Raw genomic sequence first — 18,010 nt, forward strand, 5'->3', positions numbered from 1 at the left:
AATTTCGCCTGTGTCAACCCACCTTATCTTCTATTCCATTGCAATGATTCCAAATAGCCATTGATCTGCGTAATGGTTTGGCACACGCGCGTCTCTCTCCTATGGTATTGCAGAACCACAAAGGACGGACATCCCGATGAGCCATGTTTTACGCCGCAGCCTGACTGCTGATCAGCCCACGATCGTCAAAGGCAAAGGTTCCTACCTGATCGACGACACGGGAAGACGGTATCTGGATGCGTGCGGTGGTGCGGCTGTCTCCTGCCTTGGCCATGATAACAAGGCAGTCCGTGAAGCGGTTACCGCGCAGATGAACATTTTAGCCTATGCCCATACCGGGTTGTTCACCAATGAGCCTGCGGAAAAACTGGCTGATTTTCTGATTGCGCGGGCACCGAAAGGCACTGGCGAAGGCCGGGTGATGTATCTTGGCAGCGGCTCTGAAGCGATGGAGGCCGCCATGAAACTGGCCCGACAGTATCACCTCGAACGGGGTGACACAGCACGCACGCGGTTTATCGCCCGCGCACCGAGCTATCATGGCAATACGCTTGGCGCATTGGCGGTTGGCGGCCACGCGGGCCGGCGTGCGCCCTTTGCCGCGATGCTGATCGACGTGGAGCATATTGACGCCGCATACGCCTATCGCATGCAGCGTGATGACGAGACTGAAGCGGATTTTGCCCTGCGTCTGGCCAATCAGTTGGAGGACCGCATTCAGGCCATGGGGCCTGAAACTGTCGCCGCCTTTATCGCGGAACCTGTGGTTGGCGCTTCGTTGGGCAGCCAACCTGCACCTGCGGGCTATTTCAAACGCATCCGCGAGATCTGCGATGCGCATGGCGTGTTGTACATCGCGGATGAGGTGATGTGCGGGATGGGCCGAACCGGGTCGCTCTACGCGCTGGAGCAAGAAGGCATTTGCGCAGATATCACAACAATGGCCAAAGGGTTGGGTGCGGGATACCAACCCATCGCCGCCGTGATGGCATCAGAAAAGGTAATCAACGCCATTCTGGACGGCAGCGGCAAACTTTGGAATGGACACACCTACATGTCGCATGCGGTGGCAACCGCAGGTGCTATGGCGGTGATGCAGGAAATTGAGGACCGCAATCTGTTGGCCGATGTAAAGCGGCTGGGCGCACGGTTGGAAAAAGGGTTGCGTGACCATCTGGGCCAGCATGCCCATGTGGGCAACATTCGTGGACGCGGGCTTTTTTGGTCTGTTGAACTGGTGCAGGACCGCGAGACCAAAGCACCCTTTGATGTCAAACGTAACTTGGCGGGCCGCATCCAAACTGCCGCAATGCAGGCCGGCGTGATCTTTTACCCCTCACAAGGGTGTGCAGATGGGACAGCAGGCGACCATGTTCTGATCGCACCCTGCTATACATCAACCGAAGAAGAAATTGACACGATTATTGAGACTTTGGCGCAAGTGATTGAAGCCGAAACCGTCTGAGATTATCGCGGCGAGGTGCCAAGGCAAACTAGATACAAGACCCCTTGCGCCTTTGAGGATGGGTGTGAAAATAATTATTGAAGCGTGGCACTGACCTTCAGAAATCAATGACCATAATACGCAGCGTAGATGCCGAAAGCGCCGACAACAATGAGGCTAAGCGCCCAGACAAGGTCGAGGTTGAACCACGTTTTTGAGATGAATTTCAGGCCAAGCCAGAAATAGATCACCACCGCGATCAGCCCGCCGGCAATGGTCATGGCAAATGTGTGCACAGCGGCGACACTGAAGGCGGTCAAAACATTGCTGCCCATCAATGCCTGAGCGGCAAGATGACCGTTCTCATCAGCCCCGACCGCGCAGATCCCAAGGAATATGGGGACAAGCATCAGGCCTGCACCATGGGCCATTGCGGCAAGAAACGACCACAGGGCCAGACGCGCCGGATGGACCCGCGCCAGAAATTTCGGGTGCCGTCGATTGATCAACAGGTAGACACCCATCGTGATGACAAGCAGACCCGCACCAATGCGAATTTCGACTTCCCACTGAACAAGAAAAATCATCAGCGAAAACGGCAGAAGAATACCGATCATCGCCAAAAAATGCCCGGCCGCCAGCATGGCAAGGGCTCTGGCCAGGGCGCTGTGTTTGCGTTCCATCAATGCGGCGGAAACGGCAAGCGGCCAGCCCATACCGGGATTGATGCCATGATAGAGCCCAGAAAAAATGACGGCCCACCACAGGGCCGTCACCGAGATTACGTCGTCAATCACCTAGACGGACGGGTAGCAAAAGCTGTCGGTTGAACAATCGCCGCCCTCAAGTCGGATCTGGTGGCTGCGATAGCCCTTGGGGAAATCAATATAGAAGTCCTTATCAAGGGTCAGACCACCCTCTTTGCCGACATTCGCCATGACCATCTGACCGCCCTCATCATCGGGATAGAATTGATCGTCCCATGTAGAATAAAGCGAGTTGGTCCAATAAACCCGCTTACCATCACGGCTGATTTCGACCATCTGCGGACCATAGGCAAACTCCTTGCCGTTTGGATGCTTGTGGTTGGCGACGATGCCGCCGAGTTCAACCTTGCCAGCAAGCTTGGGGTTCATTGGGTCCGACACGTCATATTGATGCATCTCACCAAGGCCCCAGCAGGCGACGTAGAGGTATTTGTCATCAAGGCTCAGGTCGATGTCTGTGACCAGCGGCGGCACCGCTCCGAACCCTTTCAACAGCTCCGGCAAATCGTCGGCATCAGCGGGCACAGGATCAATTGTGATGGTCTTTTTGGATTGCCAGACACCATCGTCATCGCGCCACCATGTAAAGATCGCGCCTTGCAGGTTCGTCGTATCCACAACAACACCGCAGAAACCATATGATTTTGTCGGGTCATGGGCCGGGCGGATTTCCAAAGCCATCTGGTGGTTCGCCCCAAAATCGATGGTCTGAATGTTCTTGCGCGCCCGCAAATCCCAAAAATGAATCGAGTGACCATATTTGTTGGACAACAGGTCCTCAGGCACAATGCCGTTTTCAAATTGCGGCGGCAGACCCCATTCAGAGCTGACCATATAGTCCTGCGGCAAGTTCCACCAAAAGTCGTAGTGTTTGTCTTGCTTGCCACGATCCATTTCATACTGGCCGATGATATCAAAGGTTTCGCAATCCATGATAAAGATGCCCGGAGGACCGTCTGTGCCGTCTGGGCCACCCCCGCCAAGGGTTGAGACATAGATGCCCTCAGGGCCGCAGTGAATTGTGTGGGGCCGCGAATACCCCGTCTTTTCAAAAATCTCTTCCGGCTCAATTGTCTTGTGGATTTTCGCCTTCAACGGCTCTTTCACGTCGATGATGTAAATGCGCGAAGACCGGATGCCGGGCACGATCAAAAACCGACGCTCAAGAAATGCGTGGCCCGACAGCGGCGACAATGACGATGAACAGGCGTTCCAGCCGAAATGGTGAAATTCATCACCTTTGTTGGGCACGATCACCTGATGAACAATCTGACCATAGGTGTCTGATTTTGGGTTCAGATCGACAACGGCAATCCCGTCTGACTGAGAACCATCAGGGCTGAGCATGACTGTAAAGCCATAGTTCTCGACAGGTGCCTGCATCGCAAGTTTGGCCGTCGCGTGAAATGTTGGATCAGGTCTAAGGTTCATTTGTTCCTCCCAGAAACATGTATTGCTCTTATATTTGAGCTCGGTTTAAGGCCATAATTGACCAGGTGTCGAACTGTGCCTCCCACACATCCAAGATGCTGCAAGGCACAACAGCTTCGTGAATTTTCAAAAATTTGACCGGTTACGACGCGTATGTGGCCCTCACTATTTGTGCCGACGATAGCCCGGCAAACCATATACAACCATCGGCGAGCCCTCGGCACGCATGGAAGTTTAGTGGTTTATCGCTTCGGTCTTTTTAAGCAGTTGCTCAGGATGCTAACGCGAAATGTCGGTTTGGCAAAGGCCCGATACTTTGGCAGGCGAACACGCGTGTATCAGCCGCCCCTGCCCCTATCAGAGATATGTCAGGCCAGCCCCAGCGACAAACGTGCTTGTCCCGCCACATCTGGCCATGATCAGGATATGCGGCGCAGGCCGGTGCCGGCATCAAAGATATGTGCCTGACCGGGCTGAATGGAAAACCGCATGATTTTGCCGGTCTCTCTCAGCGGATGAACGCCTTGCAAGCTGGCGGTAAAATCGGCTCCTGCATCGGTCAATTTGCCGTGGAAAAGCGTATTGGCTCCAAGCGGTTCGGTCATCTGCACAGCAAGGCTCAGGGCACCTTGGTTGTCCTGCACAAGGTGCTCGGGTCTGACCCCCAGTTTGACAGCACCATCAGGTCCTGTCGCATTGGCAACCGGCACATCTTTCAACAAAACCTTGCCGCCCTGCACCTGCGCATCAAGAATGTTCATCGACGGGCTGCCAATAAACTGCGCCGCAAATAACGTGCGCGGTGTCTCGTAAACCTCCAGCGGCGTCCCGATCTGCTCGGCCACCCCTGCGTTCATCACGATCATGCGGTCTGCCATTGTCATGGCCTCGACTTGATCGTGGGTCACATAAAGCGAGGTGATGCCAAGCTTGGACTGCAGTTCCTTGATCTCAAGCCGCATCTGCACGCGCAGCTTTGCATCGAGGTTTGACAATGGCTCATCAAACAGGAAAACCGCAGGTTCACGGACGATGGCGCGGCCCATGGCGACCCGCTGACGTTGCCCCCCCGAAAGCTGCTTTGGCTTGCGATCCAGCAAGGCTTCCAGCTGCAAAAGCGTCGCGGCCTCTTGCACCTTGGCGTCGATTTCACCCTTTGGCAGACCCGCGATCTTGAGCCCGTATCCCATGTTCTGGCGCACCGACATATGCGGATAAAGCGCGTAGTTCTGAAACACCATGGCGATGTCGCGGTCCATGGGTTCCTTGTCGTTGGCGCGTTCTTCACCAATAAACACATCCCCCGACGACACCGTTTCAAGCCCGGCAACCATCCGCAGAAGTGTGGATTTTCCGCACCCTGATGGCCCGACAATAACGATGAATTCGCCGTCCTCGATGTGGGTGCTGATCCCGTGGATCACATCGGTCGGGCCAAAGCTTTTCTTGATGTCTTTGAGCGTAACTGTCGCCATGTCTTATTTCTCGCTGTCTACGAGGCCGCGAATGAACAGCCTTTGCATGCTCACAACGACGATTACCGGGGGGATCATCGCAAGGATTGACGTCGCCATGATCACCGGCCAGTCGGCAACATCATCACCTGACGGGAACATCTGCTTGATGCCCATCACGATGGTGTTCATCTCGGGATCTGTGGTGATCAAAAGCGGCCAGAGGTATTGGTTCCAGCCATAAATAAAGAGGATCACAAAGAGCGCTGCGACGTTTGTGCGGCTCATCGGCACCACAATATCAATGAAAAACCGCATTGGCCGTGCACCATCGACGCGCGCGGCCTCAGCCAATTCATCGGGGATTGTCAAAAAGAACTGGCGAAACAGGAAAGTGGCGGTGGCCGAAGCGATCAGCGGAAAGATCAGGCCGGAATAGCTGTTCAGCATGCCAAAGCTCGCGACCACTTCGAAGGTCGGCACGATCCGTACCTCTACAGGCAACATCAGCGTCAGGAAGATCATCCAGAAAAACATGTTGCGGCCCGGAAAGCGGAAATAGACGATGGCAAACGCCGAGATCAGCGAAATTGCGATTTTGCCGACTGCGATGCCCATGGCCATTATGAGGCTGTTCAAGAGCATCGTCGCCACCGGCACGTTCACACCGGCAAACAGCGCCTTTGAGTAATTGTTCAAAAACTGATCACCCGGCCAAACCGGCATCGGAGGGCTGACAATTTCCGGCTGTGACACGGTTGAGGCAACAAAGGCCAGCCAGATCGGAAAGAAGATCACCAGAACGCCAAGGATCATGAAGACGTGGGTCAGCCAAAGCCCCAAGCCGCGTTTTTCAACCATGCCATGTACTTCGCGCTCCATCAGTAGTGTACTCGCTTTTCAATGAACTTGAACTGAACCACAGTCAGCAGCCCGACAATGATCAAAAGGATCACCGACTGCGCCGAAGATGATCCAAGATCCTGACCCACGAACCCGTCGGAAAAGACCTTGTAGACAAGAATAGTTGTCGACTGTTGTGGCCCGCCAGAGGTGATGGTGTGTATTACGCCAAAGGTTTCAAAAAACGCATAGACCACGTTCACGACCAAAAGGAAAAAGGTTGTCGGAGATAACAGTGGCAGGACAATTGTGAAGAACCGCCGCCAGAAGTGCGCCCCGTCGATCGCCGCCGCCTCAATGACAGAGCGTGGGACCGACTGCAGTGCCGCGAAGAAAAAGAGAAAGTTATAGCTGATCCGCCCCCAGGCCGATGCCACGACAACCAGCCCCATCGCCTCGCCGCCGTTCAACACATGGTTCCAGTCATAGCCAAGCTGGCCGAGATACCATGAGATCACGCCAACGCGGGTGTTGAACATAAAGAGCCACAACACCCCGGCGATGGCAGGGGCGACGGCATAGGGCCAGATGAGAAGTGTGCGATAGACACCGGAGCCCTTGATCAGCCGATCAGCGATCACCGCCAGAAAAAGTGCAGGCACCATCGAGCATAGCGTCACAAGGAGTGAAAAGATCGCGGTGGTCACAAAAGAGGCGCGGTAAAATCTGTCGCTCAGCAGAAACTCAAAGTTGCCGAGACCGACAAATTGCGAGGACAGTCCAAATGGATCAGGGATGAACAGCGACTGCCAAATGGCCTGACCCGCAGGATAGAAAAAGAAAACCGCCGATATCACGACCTGTGGCGCGATGAGAAGCATGGGAAGCAGCCAGCCGCGAAACGTGACGCGTTTTTCCATATCAATGCCCCCTCAGACAAGAAAGGCAGGCCGTGATGGCCTGCCTTTTTCATTTGGTCTTAGCGGTTTGCCGACTCAAAACGCCGCAAGAGCGCATCGCCACGCTCTTTTGCGCTGTCCATGGCTTCCTGCGCGGTCTTGTCACCGGCCCAGATGGCTTCAAGCTCTTCGTCGATGATCCCGCGGATCTGATCAAACGAACCAAGCCGCAGACCTTTGCTGTTGGCTGTCGGTTCTTTTGCGGTCATCTGAATCACGGCGATATCAGTGCCCGGATTTGCATCGTAAAAACCGGACGCACGCGTGGCCTCTCCGGCCTCTTTCGTGATCGGCAGATAGCCGGTGTCCTGATGCCACTTTGCCTGCACATCAGAAGATGACAAGTAGCTCAGGAATTCACCAACACCCTTGTACTCGTCATCCTCATGACCTGACATGACCCACAGCGACGCGCCGCCGATGATGGTATTCTGCGGGCTGTTGCCGACACCTTCCCAATAGGGAAGCGGACGCACATCAAAGGCAAACTGCGCCTCTGACTTGATGCCAGCGTAACCGGCCGAGCTTTCAGTGAAGAGCGCACAGTCGCCGGCACGGAAGTTTGCGCCGCCCTCGTTGCGCCGTCCTGTGTAGATAAATTTGCCATCTTTGGCCCATTCACCCATCGCCGTCAGATGCGCAACCTGCGCCGGGCCGTTCAATGCAAGCTCGGTGTCGAGCCCGGCAAAGCCATTGTCCTGAGTGGCGAATGGCACGTCGTGGTAAGCTGACAGATTCTCAAGGTGAATCCAGCTTTGCCATGCGGTCACAAGCGGGCATTCTTCACCGCCTGCCTTCAGTTGATCAAGCACCGCGCCCACGTTCTGCCAGGTTGACAGGTCCGTGTCCGGATCAACGCCTGCGGCCGTCATCGCGTCACGGTTCACCCAAAGCACCGGTGTCGATGAGTTGAATGGCAGCGACAGCATCTGACCGTCAGTTGATGTGTAATACCCTTTGACCGACCCGATATAGGCATCAGGATCAAAGCTTGCTCCGCTTTCAGCCATCACCTCATAAACCGGTTTGGTTGCACCGCTCGCGGACATCATTGTTGCGGTACCGACTTCAAATACCATCAGGATATGAGGCTGCTCGCCCGCGCGGAATGCCGCGATTCCGGCATTCAGGGTTTCCGAGTAATTGCCCTTGTGGCTTTCAACGACCACATAATCGCTCTGACTCGCGTTAAATTCTTCGACCTGAGCCTTTACCAGTTCGCCAAGGCGTCCTGTAAATGCGTGCCAAAACTGAACTTCAGATTGCGCCATTGCCATCATCGGAGACAGCAGGGCGGTGGACACGGCAAGCGTGCCGATCAGCATCTTTTTCATAGTTCCTCCCATGCACCAAAGCAGGTGCTTTTTTAGGGCGGGCCATCCACCCGCTTAAATTCACAGAAGTCAAAAGATATAGATGTGATTGAATAAGGCAAGTCACCACGTGCCGATGATAAAATCGACCTGCCCACTTTGGACTGCAGTCTTAAACCTGCAAACTCATTGAAAAGAAGTAGTGATATGATAGCGCCTACTTCAACCAGAACTGCCCGCATGCCAATCTCGCTGGTATGATAACGGCGGGATATGTAGACGGATCAAAGGAAGACCAAAACCTCAACAGAGCTAACCTAAATTAGCGGACTCAATCGGGAGTAGGTCAATACGAGTGACAGATTTTACCCGAAATACAGACACTCAAGATAGATAGTCTCAAGCGCGGCCTCGCCATCGGACAGCAGTTGAACAAAACGAGACGGACAAGTGTGCCTGCGTTCAACCGGAAATTCGTGGAGGTCCAATTTGGCACATTGTCAACTTCAACCTAGAGTGACTTTTTGCAGGAGCATAACACCTATTAGCGGTGCATTTTCAATATCTTATCTAATGTTGTTTGTTGTCTTGTGATTGCCAAACTCGGTAGAATTATGATAATCTTAAGAAAACTAGAAAAAAACCGTTGATGCAGCGATCATGCTAGGTAGTTCCATGAGGTAATTTTGCCGAAACAGGAACCTGCTTGGGCCTCAGGAAAGTGAGGTTGATATGCATGTTCGAATTAAATGCATTTTTATTATTTATTCTTTTTGTCTCTTTTTGAGTGTTCCGGCAGCCTTTGCCGAAATTGGAAGAGTTTTGGAGATCAATCCGGGTGCGACACTTTCCACAGGTGGCCTTAACGTTAAGCTGCGCGTTGGTATGCCCGTGGAATCCGGAGACGTGATCCGAACCAACAGCACCGGAATTGTCCAGTTAATCTTTACTGATCAGACCAAAATTGCCGTCGGACCCAATGCAAGCATGGTGCTGGACGTGTCGATGATGCGCGGTGGCAATCGAGCAAATAATTTTACAGTCAAGGCATTGGGTGGCAGTTTCAGGTTCATTTCCGGAAACAGCAAAAAGTCCGCCTATAGGATCACCACCCCGACAGCAACCATGGGGATCAGAGGTACCACATTCGATTTTTGGGTGCTGAATCAGCGTCAGACATCGCTCGCGCTCCTGAAAGGATCGGTACGAATGTGCGGGCGTGGTGGATGTCGGAATGTCAAAGGCAGATGCGAGCTTGTCGCTACATCACCGCGAGGTCAGGTCGCCGCCCCACGCAATGTTGAGGAATCGGAACGCACTATTGTCAATGGATTCCCCTTCATCATTTCTCAACGCTCGCTTCGTGAACCCTTGCGCGCAAATGTCGGGACTTGCGGCCAGCATTTTATGCCGCCATCGCGGGGAGCCAATATAGCGTCTCCCACAAAGCCGATCGAACGAACCGAGCCTGAACCTGAGCCTGAACCAGAACCTGAGCCTGAGACTGAGCCTGAGCCACAAGCCCCTGACCCGCCGGAACCGCCATCGGCTCCAGAAGAGAGTTCTGAGGGATTGTGAGGGTACAGCGAAAATTCCAGCCCCGGTCAGGGCACAGGCAACTCCGGCAGCACCGGGCAAAATGGCCCTGGCACCGATGATGGCTAAGGGACCAAGAATTGTGGCGGCAACAACGATTTCGGCAATACCGGGGGGAGGCGAAATTAATCTCATGAAAGCCCTAGGCGCGGTTTGATGGCGGGAAATTCACTCCGGATCAATCGTAAATGGATTGTTCGAGGGCTGGGTTTTGCTCTTGTACTTATGGGGTGCATATTGCGCGTGTCAGATCCCTATCCGGTTGAAATATCACGCCTGATATATTTTGACTTCCTGCAACGGCTGGCACCCAGAACCTTTGATGCCGACCTGCCTGTCCGCGTGGTGGACATAGACGAGGCCTCTTTGTCGCAATTGGGCCAGTGGCCTTGGCCCAGATCAAAAGTCGCACGACTGGTCGAAAAACTGGAAGGCTATGGCGCAGCCTCGATTGCATTCGACATACTCTTTGCTGAGCCTGACAGATATTCACCGCACCGCCTTGCGGAAGATCCGATTTTTGCAGGTTATTTACGGGACGCAATCGACCTCGATAAATTGGACAACGATCAGAGGTTTTCCAATGCGATCGCAGGAAAGCCAGTCGCTTTGGGAGTCGCAGCAAGGCGAGATCTGAAGACGATACAAATAGTGCCGCGGGCGGGTATCATCGAAATAGGGGACCAGCCAGGACTTTTTCTGCCCCGGGCTTTGTCTTGGACGCCATTGGCGGCACCTTTGAATGAAACGGCTGTCGGAATAGGCGGGATCAATGTGTCACCGGCTGGGCAAATCTCGGTCGTGCGCACGGTTCCGCTTTTGTGGCAAGGACCAACCGGGATAATTCCGGGTCTCGGCATCGAAGCCCTGCGTCTCGCGATCGCAGAACAGAACATTTTTGTCGAAGGTGCCGAGAACGAAAGCGGTATTGTTCTCTCTGTATCGCTCGGTGCGTTTGATATCCCAACAGACGAAATCGGCCAGGTTTGGATGCATTACCGTCCAGACAATCCAGGCCTCTATTTGTCAGCCGCAGACGTTTTGGATGAAGAAGACAATGAACAGTTGCGTTCTGAAATTGAAGGCCGGATAATATTGGTTGGAACTTCGGCTGCGGGTCTGGTTGATATTCGTGAAACATCTCTGGGTCAGTCTGTTCCAGGTGTTTCAATCCACGCGCAGTTGATCGAGCAAATCCTTGAAAACAAAATGTTGCAGCGATCCGACACCATCGCGGCACTTGAACTGGTTGCTTTCATAGCTTTGGGGGTGATTGTCGTCAGCGTCATGTCAATTTCTGGCGCAGTGGCATCATTTCTTGCCGGCGGCGTGGCGGCATCGAGCGTCCTGGCGTTGAGTTGGGTCGCATTCACCCAAAACACTGTTTTATTTGACGCCACCTTTCCACTGGTTGGCGGCATGGTGAATTTTGGCATTCTGGCAGGGTTTTTGTATTTTGCGACTGAAAGGGAAAAAAACACGATCCGGCGATCATTTTCTCAATACGTCGCACCAGAAATTCTCGAACGGCTTGAGGAAAGCGGGCAAGACTTGCAGCTTGGTGGCGAAAACCAGGAACTCACAGTCATGTTTGCTGACATTCGCGGGTTCACTCCTTTGAGCGAAACAATGCCCGCAACCGATCTCGTGGCTCTACTCAATGAACTATTTACGGCATTGGGACAGGACATTCTTGCCCACAGCGGCACGATCGACAAATTTATTGGAGACTCAGTCATGGCATTTTGGAACGCGCCCGTCCGTGTCGAAAACCACCCAATCCATTGCGCAAATGCTGCTTTGGCGATGCGTACTTCTTTGAGGCATTTCAACACGGTAAGGAGCGAGGGGCATCAAGTTCCCATCGGTATTGCGATCGGGTGCGCAACGGGACAGGCTTGTGTTGGCAACATCGGGTCTCAAAACCGGTTCAACTATACGGCCATTGGGGACGTCGTGAATGTCGCGTCACGGATTGAAACAGCCTGTCGGCACCTGGCCTATGACATCGTCATTTCCGAAACCGTGGCACTGGCGTCGCGCGATCAACTGGCCCTTTTGCAAGGTGGGTCCGTGGCATTGAAAGGCGTGAACAAGCGCGAACTTCTATTTCTCGTTGTCGGAGGTCGTGACACCCGCCAATCGGAGAGCTTCCAGAGGTTGCAACGCCACCATTCTGATTTGCTCGCTGCAATGAAGGGAAATCGCGGGGCAAAATGGTCCACACAAGACGTTGAGCGATGCAGGTCAATAGCCGTTGAAATTGAGCCGGGGCTGGCTGATTTTTATGATAGGATATCGGATCGCATTGGGGACTTTCAGGTCGATGCGATTGAGTAGGTTCGGACTTGAAAGGCGCGCATTTCCAGACCGTAGGAGCATTTTCGTTAGCTGAAATATTCGCGGGAACCCGGTCAGAGTCCCCTGTCGAGTTTGCTGTGGATTGCACCAATGTCCGCTTTTCTGCTGGCTGGGGGGAATGGAATTCTCATCCAACGCGGAGACGAAGGTGCTGCAGGCGCAAAAAGTCGAATCTGGTTATGTCCGGATTAGTCTCAAAGCGGTCGTTGCCGATCGAGCTTACATCGGCAGAGGCCCAGATGACCGCTTTGAGCCCCCTTTACCGGATGCTGCGCTACGCACGAACGTCGGGTGTTGGTGGTGCACAAAAAGACGTGGCAAAATCAACGAGGTTTTGCCAAGGATTTATGGCCTAAGAATTTTCAACATGGCGTAATCAGGATCAGCACTCCACCGCACCTATTATTCTAGATGCACTTGTCATTGAAAGGGAGACCGACGAATGGAATATTTTGCTGGTTTGGATGTGTCTATGGAAGAGACGCATATCTGCATTCTTGATCACGAAGGGGTACTTATCCGAGAGGGAAAAGCGTCCTCGACGCCGAAGGCGATTGCCACGTTTCTTGCCGATGGTCCAATTTGCGGCAAGGTTGTTTTTGAGACTGGTAGGATGGCCCCAATGCTTTTCCACGGCCTGACGGAACTTGGTGTCCCGGTCGTTTGCATCGAAAGCCGCCAAGCCTATCAGGCTCTGAAGTCCTTGGCGGGGCACAAAACAGATCGAAACGACGCGCGTGGCCTGGCGCATTTGGCACGCACGGGGTTCTACAAACCGACACATGTTAAATCGCTGTCCGCTCATGCGATCCGGTCGCTGATCGCCGCCCGCAAGAAACTGGTCGGCCAACGCGTGACCCTCGATAATCAGATCCGCGGACTTGTCGTCGTGTTTGGTGTCCGCCTGCCACGCGCTCTGTCGCCTGCCTTCAAAGACGCTGCTTTGAAAGTCAGCGCCGGCGTTCCCGGTCTGCATGCTGCGTTGCGCGGCCTGTTTGCGGCACGCGAGGCGATACTGACTGCGGTGTCTGCCATCGATAGCGATATCAAAGCAATGACCCGCAAATCAGAGGTCTGCACCCGCCTGATGACAGTTCCGGGCGTTGGCCCGATAACCGCATTGGCATTTGCAGCGGCCATAGATGATCCGGCACGCTTTAAGCGTTCGCGAGATGTGGGACCCTATCTCGGGCTGGTTCCCAAGCGCCACCAATCCGGCGAGGTGGATTTCATCGGCAGCATCTCAAAACATGGCGACGTTCGCGTCAGAACGCTGCTTTACGAAGCTGCAAATGTGATGCTCACGCGATATGCAGCACCGTTGAAGCTCAAATCATGGGCGCTCGCCATTGGGCAACGTTCGACAATGCGAAAGGCACGTGTGGCGCTGTCAAGGCGGCTGGCGATCATCCTGCATGCTATGATGCGCGATCAGACCGACTTCCAGATCGCGTAAGAATTACCAGAACGACAACAACGAGGATTCCTGCATCACAGTTCCCACACGGGAAAACGCCCGAGGGAGGGCGTGGGACACGGCGCCGATTTTGTAGCGACAGAGCAGCCTATCAATCTGATCGCGGTTTCAACCTTGCCGATCCACACCCAGCCAACCCCATCATGAGCCAGTGAGCTCGAAGAGAACCAAGGCAACCTCAGACGTTAAACAGCCCGCAGAGTGAGAAAGCGTGTTGACGGATTAGAGAACAAAATGGGCGTATTGCCGACATTCGCTGCGCTCAACACCAAGGTCGGCAATGTGGAACGAAGCTGCCGTCGGAGATAGAGGGAGCGAGGTCTGCTCTCGGCAGTTTGCGACGCAGCATGAAACTGGATTTACCCAGATAGACACAAATGGAATGGCGGCACCCAAAGGTGCCGCCATCTTGTTTAGATATTGCCTGCACTAATTTCGCGAGCGATGTGATCGGCCTGCCGGATCGCCAGCGCCACAATAGTCAGCGTCGGATTTTCGGCAGCGCCCGTGGTGAACTGAGACCCGTCCGAGATGAACAGGTTTTCGATATCATGGGTTTGACCCCATTTGTTCACCACGCCGTCCTCTGGCTTTTCCGACATGCGGTTGGTGCCCAGATTGTGGGTCGATGGATACGGTGGCGTTGGGAAGGTCCGCGTGGCTCCAACCGCATCATAGACAGCTTGGCCTTGGTTATAGGCATGCTTGCGCATGGCGACATCGTTGGGATGATCGCTAAAATGCACGTTGGCAACAGGTAGGCCATGTTGGTCTTTGACATCCATGTTCAAAGTCACGCGGTTGTCGGCCTGCGGCATGTCCTCGCCTACGATCCACATGCCAGCCATGTTCTCGTATTGATCCAGCGCTGATGTGAACTCGCGTCCCCACGCACCCGGATCAAGGAAGGCCGCCATGAATGGCAGACCCAGCGACAACGTCTCAAGCTCGTACCCACCCACAAAACCGCGCGATGGGTCGTGTTTGGATTCGTCCTGAATAATTCCAGCCATCGTTGTGCCGCGCCACATCTTCACCGGCTTGTCGAAAACCGCATAGACCGACCCGGTCATATGCCGCATGTAGTTGCGTCCTACCTGATCTGAGGAGTTGGCAAGCCCGTTCGGGAACATCTTGGAGGCCGAATTCAGCAGTAGGCGTGGGCTCTCAAACGAGTTGCCCGCAACACAGACAATCCGCGCCTTTTGCATCTGCAAGTTGCCGTCTTTGTCAAAGTATTCGACGCCGGTGACCTTGCCGTCCTCGTTGTGCAATATTCGCGCGACATGGCTGTTGGAGCGTACTTCGAGATTGCCTGTCGCTTCGCCTTCGGGAATGTCGACGTAGCCGGCAGACCATTTCGCCCCCCATTTGCAGCCCTGAAAGCAAAACCCTGTCTGCTGGCACATCATACGATCACGATTTTCATCAGAATTGATCGCCATGCGCCCTGTATGGACCTCTTCATAGCCCAGCTTTTTCGCGCCAGCCTCAAAGACCTTATAGTTGTTGTTGCCCGGAAGACCCGGACGATCACCTGTGCGCGTCACGCCCAGCTTGTCCTCGGCCATTGTGTACCACGGATCCATCTCGGCGGGCTCAATGGGCCAGTCCAAAAGGTTTGCCCCCTCCACATCGCCGTAGGTCGTACGCGCTTTCCACTCATGGTCTTGAAAGCGCAGGGAAGCACCTGCCCAGTGCTGCGTTGTACCACCAACCGATTTCACGATCCAAGCCGGTAGACCCGAGAAGTCTTTGGCCACGCGCCAGTCACCGCTGGTCGTGCGAGGGTCGAGCCATGCGAGTTGGCCAAAGCTGTCCCATTCATCGTTGATAAAATCCTCGGGCAAGTGGCGACCACCGGCCTCCAGTGCCACAACGCTGACGCCTTTTTGCGCAAGTTCATTTGCCAGAACACCGCCGCCTGCGCCTGTGCCGATAATGACGACAACACTGTCGTCGGATAGTTCAAATGGAGCTGTCATTTGTTGTCTCCTCCTTACAGCCAGTTGATGTCGTCAAAGCCGCGCTCGATGTAGCCACCGAACTCGAACGAGGCACCTTCATACCCAAAGATCGGCCAGACGGCCTTTTGGTTATAAAGTCCGGTCACCAGACCGCCGCGGATTTGCTGGAAAAACCCGTCATCCTCGATAGAACGCAGAATATCGACGCGGTCGCGCTCCCACCCAGCAGCGAGATAGCTGTCATGCCCTGCGGCCTGAGCTGCGGCATTCAGCTTGGCGATTCCCTCTTCGATACCAGGGGCTGCCTCCACCGTGTCATAGCCCTTGACGGCGATGACGTAATATTCGTCGCCCACCTGATCGTGCGGATAGATATCGCGTGCCATCTGCACCAAGCTTGCCATGGTTTCGGGTTTGAGCGCGTCTGTCGTCATCGCCCAAGCGCCATTTGGTGCAGCCAGAAAGCCCGCCCCCACCACAAAAGACGCCCCTGCAGCACTCGCGCGCGACAGCAGTTGGCGACGTGTCAGCCCCTTCGGGCTCTTCGTATCGGACATCATTGTTCCTCCCTTTGATGTCATTTGAAACGACCTCCCCGTTCAAGCACCTCGATCTGGTACCCGTCGGGATCGGCAACAAAGAAGAAGCGCGCGATGGTCTTTCCAGCTGGCGCGAATTCTACAAGATTTCGGGGGTTAAGGCCTGCCGCCTCAAAACGGGCATGTTCGGCATCCAGATCGTCGACTGAAACAGCCAGATGGCCATATCCGTTGCCCAGATCATAGGCCTCGGTCGTGCCCTTGTTGATTGTCAACTCTAGCTCGAACTCAGTCTCGGAGTTGCAGAGATAGACCAGGGTAAAGTCTGGAAAATCCAAACGGTCCGCGATCTTGAGCCCGAAAGCTGTCTCATAGAATTGAACTGCGCGCGCCTCGTCAATGACGCGGATCATTGAGTGGATTTGTTTGGCCACTGCGTTCTCCTGAAATCTTCTAACTTGGATTTCAGGGTACTTTGGAAGGCCTGATGGTCGGGTAGTATGCCCTTACTACCTGCGCAGATTTTTATTTGGCAGTGTTTGAACTACTCGGCAGCGATGCTGCTGGGCGGTCTTTGTTTGGAAATTTCCATGAATTTCATGCAAGCACATCGCAATAATGACGTGAAGTTGGCAGGCTCGCCGCGTCGCTCCAAGACCTCTGAATGCAAGGTCGAGATGAAGATCGGCGTTGTCACGCCGTCCCGTGCCGCAATGTCATCGAGTGTTGCCCAGAACGCGTTCTCAAGGCGAATCGACGTGCTTTGCCCGTTCAAACGCAGCCGCCTCGTCGTACTAGAATACCGCTCAGGGTCTTGTCCCGCAAATACTTCGCACATGTTTTCCTCCCAAAGCTCTTGCAACACCGATTTCGTATTTCGTATACGAAATGAGAAAGGGAGTCCAGAATTCCCGCCAAACAGGCCAAAAGCAGCCATTCAAGGAGCCCGTTGATGGATGAAATTGCCCTCCCTAAATCGCTGACAGAACAGACCTACGATATCTTGCTGAATGCCATCTGCGCGGGGGAGTTCGATCCGGGCGAGCGGCTGAACCAAGATGACATTGCGGGCCGCCTCAAAGTGTCGCGACAGCCCGTCAATAGTGCGATATCCATTCTAAAGGCGAATGGATTTGTCGAAGACTCTGGTAAGCGTGGCGTCGTGGTCGCGCAGATCAGTGCGGATCAATTTAGATCAATCTATGAATTCCGCAGCGCAGTAGAACCTTTCGCAGTACGTTTGGCCCATCATCGTAAACCCGGCAACGCAGAGGCGCTTTCAAAGGAATTGCTTTCGCGCGGATGGAGCGCTGTGAAGTCCGGAGATTTGAGGCTCCAGATCCAGACCGACTTTGAGTTTCACGCCATGATTTACGATTGGTCATGCAATGAAACGATTGCCACGGCAATGCGCAATAATTGGCACCACATTCGCCGTGCTATGGGTGTCGTCGTTCGGCAAGGCATTTCCGCCGAAACTTCTTGGCAAGAGCACCAAAAAATCATCGATGCGCTTATGAGCGACGATGTCGGGTCAGCAGAGAACGCGATGAGACGTCACATAGAAAAAGCACAGCACGAGACGGCCTCAATTCTGTCGCAGATTTCCTAAGCCGGACGTTCGCCGGAACGCCGAAAGTCGGTAAGAAGGGTTCGTTGCCGCCATTGGCCGCAGTCGGCATTAATGGCCGCTTCGGGCCGCGATTGCCCTTGACACCCTGAATCCTCAATCAAGACGCTTTGTTGCCTCCGAGGTCCGAAAGCAACCCAATTCTATCTAGAATCCGTGCCCATTCATTGTCTCAAAATCGTTGGTCGACGCCGAGCAAACATGCACCCGCGCAAGACGGTGCGATAAC

The 18,010-nt window shown here is 54.1% G+C and carries 15 protein-coding genes; 5 read left to right on the top strand and 10 right to left on the bottom strand.

What is annotated here, in order from left to right; translation table 11 throughout:
- The first annotated feature begins 136 nt into the window (after positions 1–136).
- Positions 137–1,465: an aspartate aminotransferase family protein gene (locus tag ACEWL3_RS18305; RefSeq protein ID WP_386180543.1), complete on the top strand. Its 1,329-nt coding sequence runs from the start codon at positions 137–139 to the stop codon at positions 1,463–1,465.
- 104 nt (positions 1,466–1,569) lie between these two features.
- Here ACEWL3_RS18305 and ACEWL3_RS18310 read toward each other — a convergent pair whose 3' ends face one another.
- From ACEWL3_RS18310 to ugpB, 6 genes are all read right to left on the bottom strand, one after another.
- A complete protein-coding gene (locus ACEWL3_RS18310; RefSeq protein WP_386180540.1) occupies positions 1,570–2,241 on the bottom strand; it encodes a hypothetical protein in 672 nt (223 codons plus the stop codon).
- Positions 2,242–3,642, bottom strand: coding sequence for a selenium-binding protein SBP56-related protein (locus ACEWL3_RS18315; protein WP_386180537.1), 1,401 nt, complete (start codon positions 3,640–3,642; stop codon positions 2,242–2,244).
- Between the two features lie 419 nt (positions 3,643–4,061).
- On the bottom strand, positions 4,062–5,117 hold the full coding sequence (ugpC, locus tag ACEWL3_RS18320; protein WP_386180534.1) for a sn-glycerol-3-phosphate ABC transporter ATP-binding protein UgpC: 1,056 nt from the start codon (positions 5,115–5,117) through the stop codon (positions 4,062–4,064).
- Between the two features lie 3 nt (positions 5,118–5,120).
- On the bottom strand, positions 5,121–5,957 hold the full coding sequence (ugpE, locus tag ACEWL3_RS18325; RefSeq protein WP_386181391.1) for a sn-glycerol-3-phosphate ABC transporter permease UgpE: 837 nt from the start codon (positions 5,955–5,957) through the stop codon (positions 5,121–5,123).
- A gap of 20 nt (positions 5,958–5,977) precedes the next feature.
- Positions 5,978–6,859: a sn-glycerol-3-phosphate ABC transporter permease UgpA gene (gene ugpA, locus ACEWL3_RS18330; protein ID WP_386180531.1), complete on the bottom strand. Its 882-nt coding sequence runs from the start codon at positions 6,857–6,859 to the stop codon at positions 5,978–5,980.
- 59 nt (positions 6,860–6,918) lie between these two features.
- Complete coding sequence (gene ugpB, locus ACEWL3_RS18335) at positions 6,919–8,232, bottom strand: sn-glycerol-3-phosphate ABC transporter substrate-binding protein UgpB (RefSeq protein ID WP_386180528.1); 1,314 nt, start codon at positions 8,230–8,232, stop codon at positions 6,919–6,921.
- A gap of 711 nt (positions 8,233–8,943) precedes the next feature.
- Here ugpB and ACEWL3_RS18340 point away from each other — a divergent pair.
- The 3 genes from ACEWL3_RS18340 to ACEWL3_RS18350 all read left to right on the top strand — a co-directional run bounded on the left by ACEWL3_RS18340 (position 8,944) and on the right by ACEWL3_RS18350 (position 13,624).
- Complete coding sequence (locus ACEWL3_RS18340; RefSeq protein ID WP_386180525.1) at positions 8,944–9,789, top strand: FecR family protein; 846 nt, start codon at positions 8,944–8,946, stop codon at positions 9,787–9,789.
- 261 nt (positions 9,790–10,050) lie between these two features.
- Positions 10,051–12,147, top strand: a complete 2,097-nt coding sequence (locus ACEWL3_RS18345) for a CHASE2 domain-containing protein (RefSeq protein WP_386181388.1) — start codon at positions 10,051–10,053, stop codon at positions 12,145–12,147.
- Between the two features lie 463 nt (positions 12,148–12,610).
- A complete protein-coding gene (locus tag ACEWL3_RS18350; protein ID WP_386180522.1) occupies positions 12,611–13,624 on the top strand; it encodes an IS110 family RNA-guided transposase in 1,014 nt (337 codons plus the stop codon).
- Positions 13,625–14,058: 434 nt separating this feature from the next.
- On the opposite strand, the gene ACEWL3_RS18355 is transcribed toward ACEWL3_RS18350, so the two are convergent.
- The 4 genes from ACEWL3_RS18355 to ACEWL3_RS18370 form a co-directional block, all read right to left on the bottom strand.
- Positions 14,059–15,630, bottom strand: coding sequence for a GMC family oxidoreductase (locus tag ACEWL3_RS18355; protein WP_386180520.1), 1,572 nt, complete (start codon positions 15,628–15,630; stop codon positions 14,059–14,061).
- 14 nt (positions 15,631–15,644) lie between these two features.
- Entirely contained in the window at positions 15,645–16,169 is a 525-nt protein-coding gene (locus tag ACEWL3_RS18360) for a twin-arginine translocation signal domain-containing protein (RefSeq protein WP_386181385.1), read from the bottom strand.
- Between the two features lie 20 nt (positions 16,170–16,189).
- On the bottom strand, positions 16,190–16,585 hold the full coding sequence (locus ACEWL3_RS18365) for a VOC family protein (protein WP_386180517.1): 396 nt from the start codon (positions 16,583–16,585) through the stop codon (positions 16,190–16,192).
- 110 nt (positions 16,586–16,695) lie between these two features.
- The gene (locus ACEWL3_RS18370; RefSeq protein WP_386180514.1) at positions 16,696–16,989 is read right to left on the bottom strand and encodes a ribbon-helix-helix domain-containing protein; all 294 of its coding nucleotides are present in this window, start codon (positions 16,987–16,989) and stop codon (positions 16,696–16,698) included.
- 114 nt (positions 16,990–17,103) lie between these two features.
- Between ACEWL3_RS18370 and ACEWL3_RS18375 the strand changes: the two genes are divergently transcribed.
- A complete protein-coding gene (locus ACEWL3_RS18375) occupies positions 17,104–17,763 on the top strand; it encodes a GntR family transcriptional regulator (RefSeq protein ID WP_386180511.1) in 660 nt (219 codons plus the stop codon).
- Positions 17,764–18,010: the final 247 nt, after the last annotated feature.

Source organism: Sulfitobacter sediminivivens (genome assembly GCF_042611115.2).
GTDB classification, from domain to species: Bacteria; Pseudomonadota; Alphaproteobacteria; order Rhodobacterales; family Rhodobacteraceae; genus Sulfitobacter; species Sulfitobacter sediminivivens.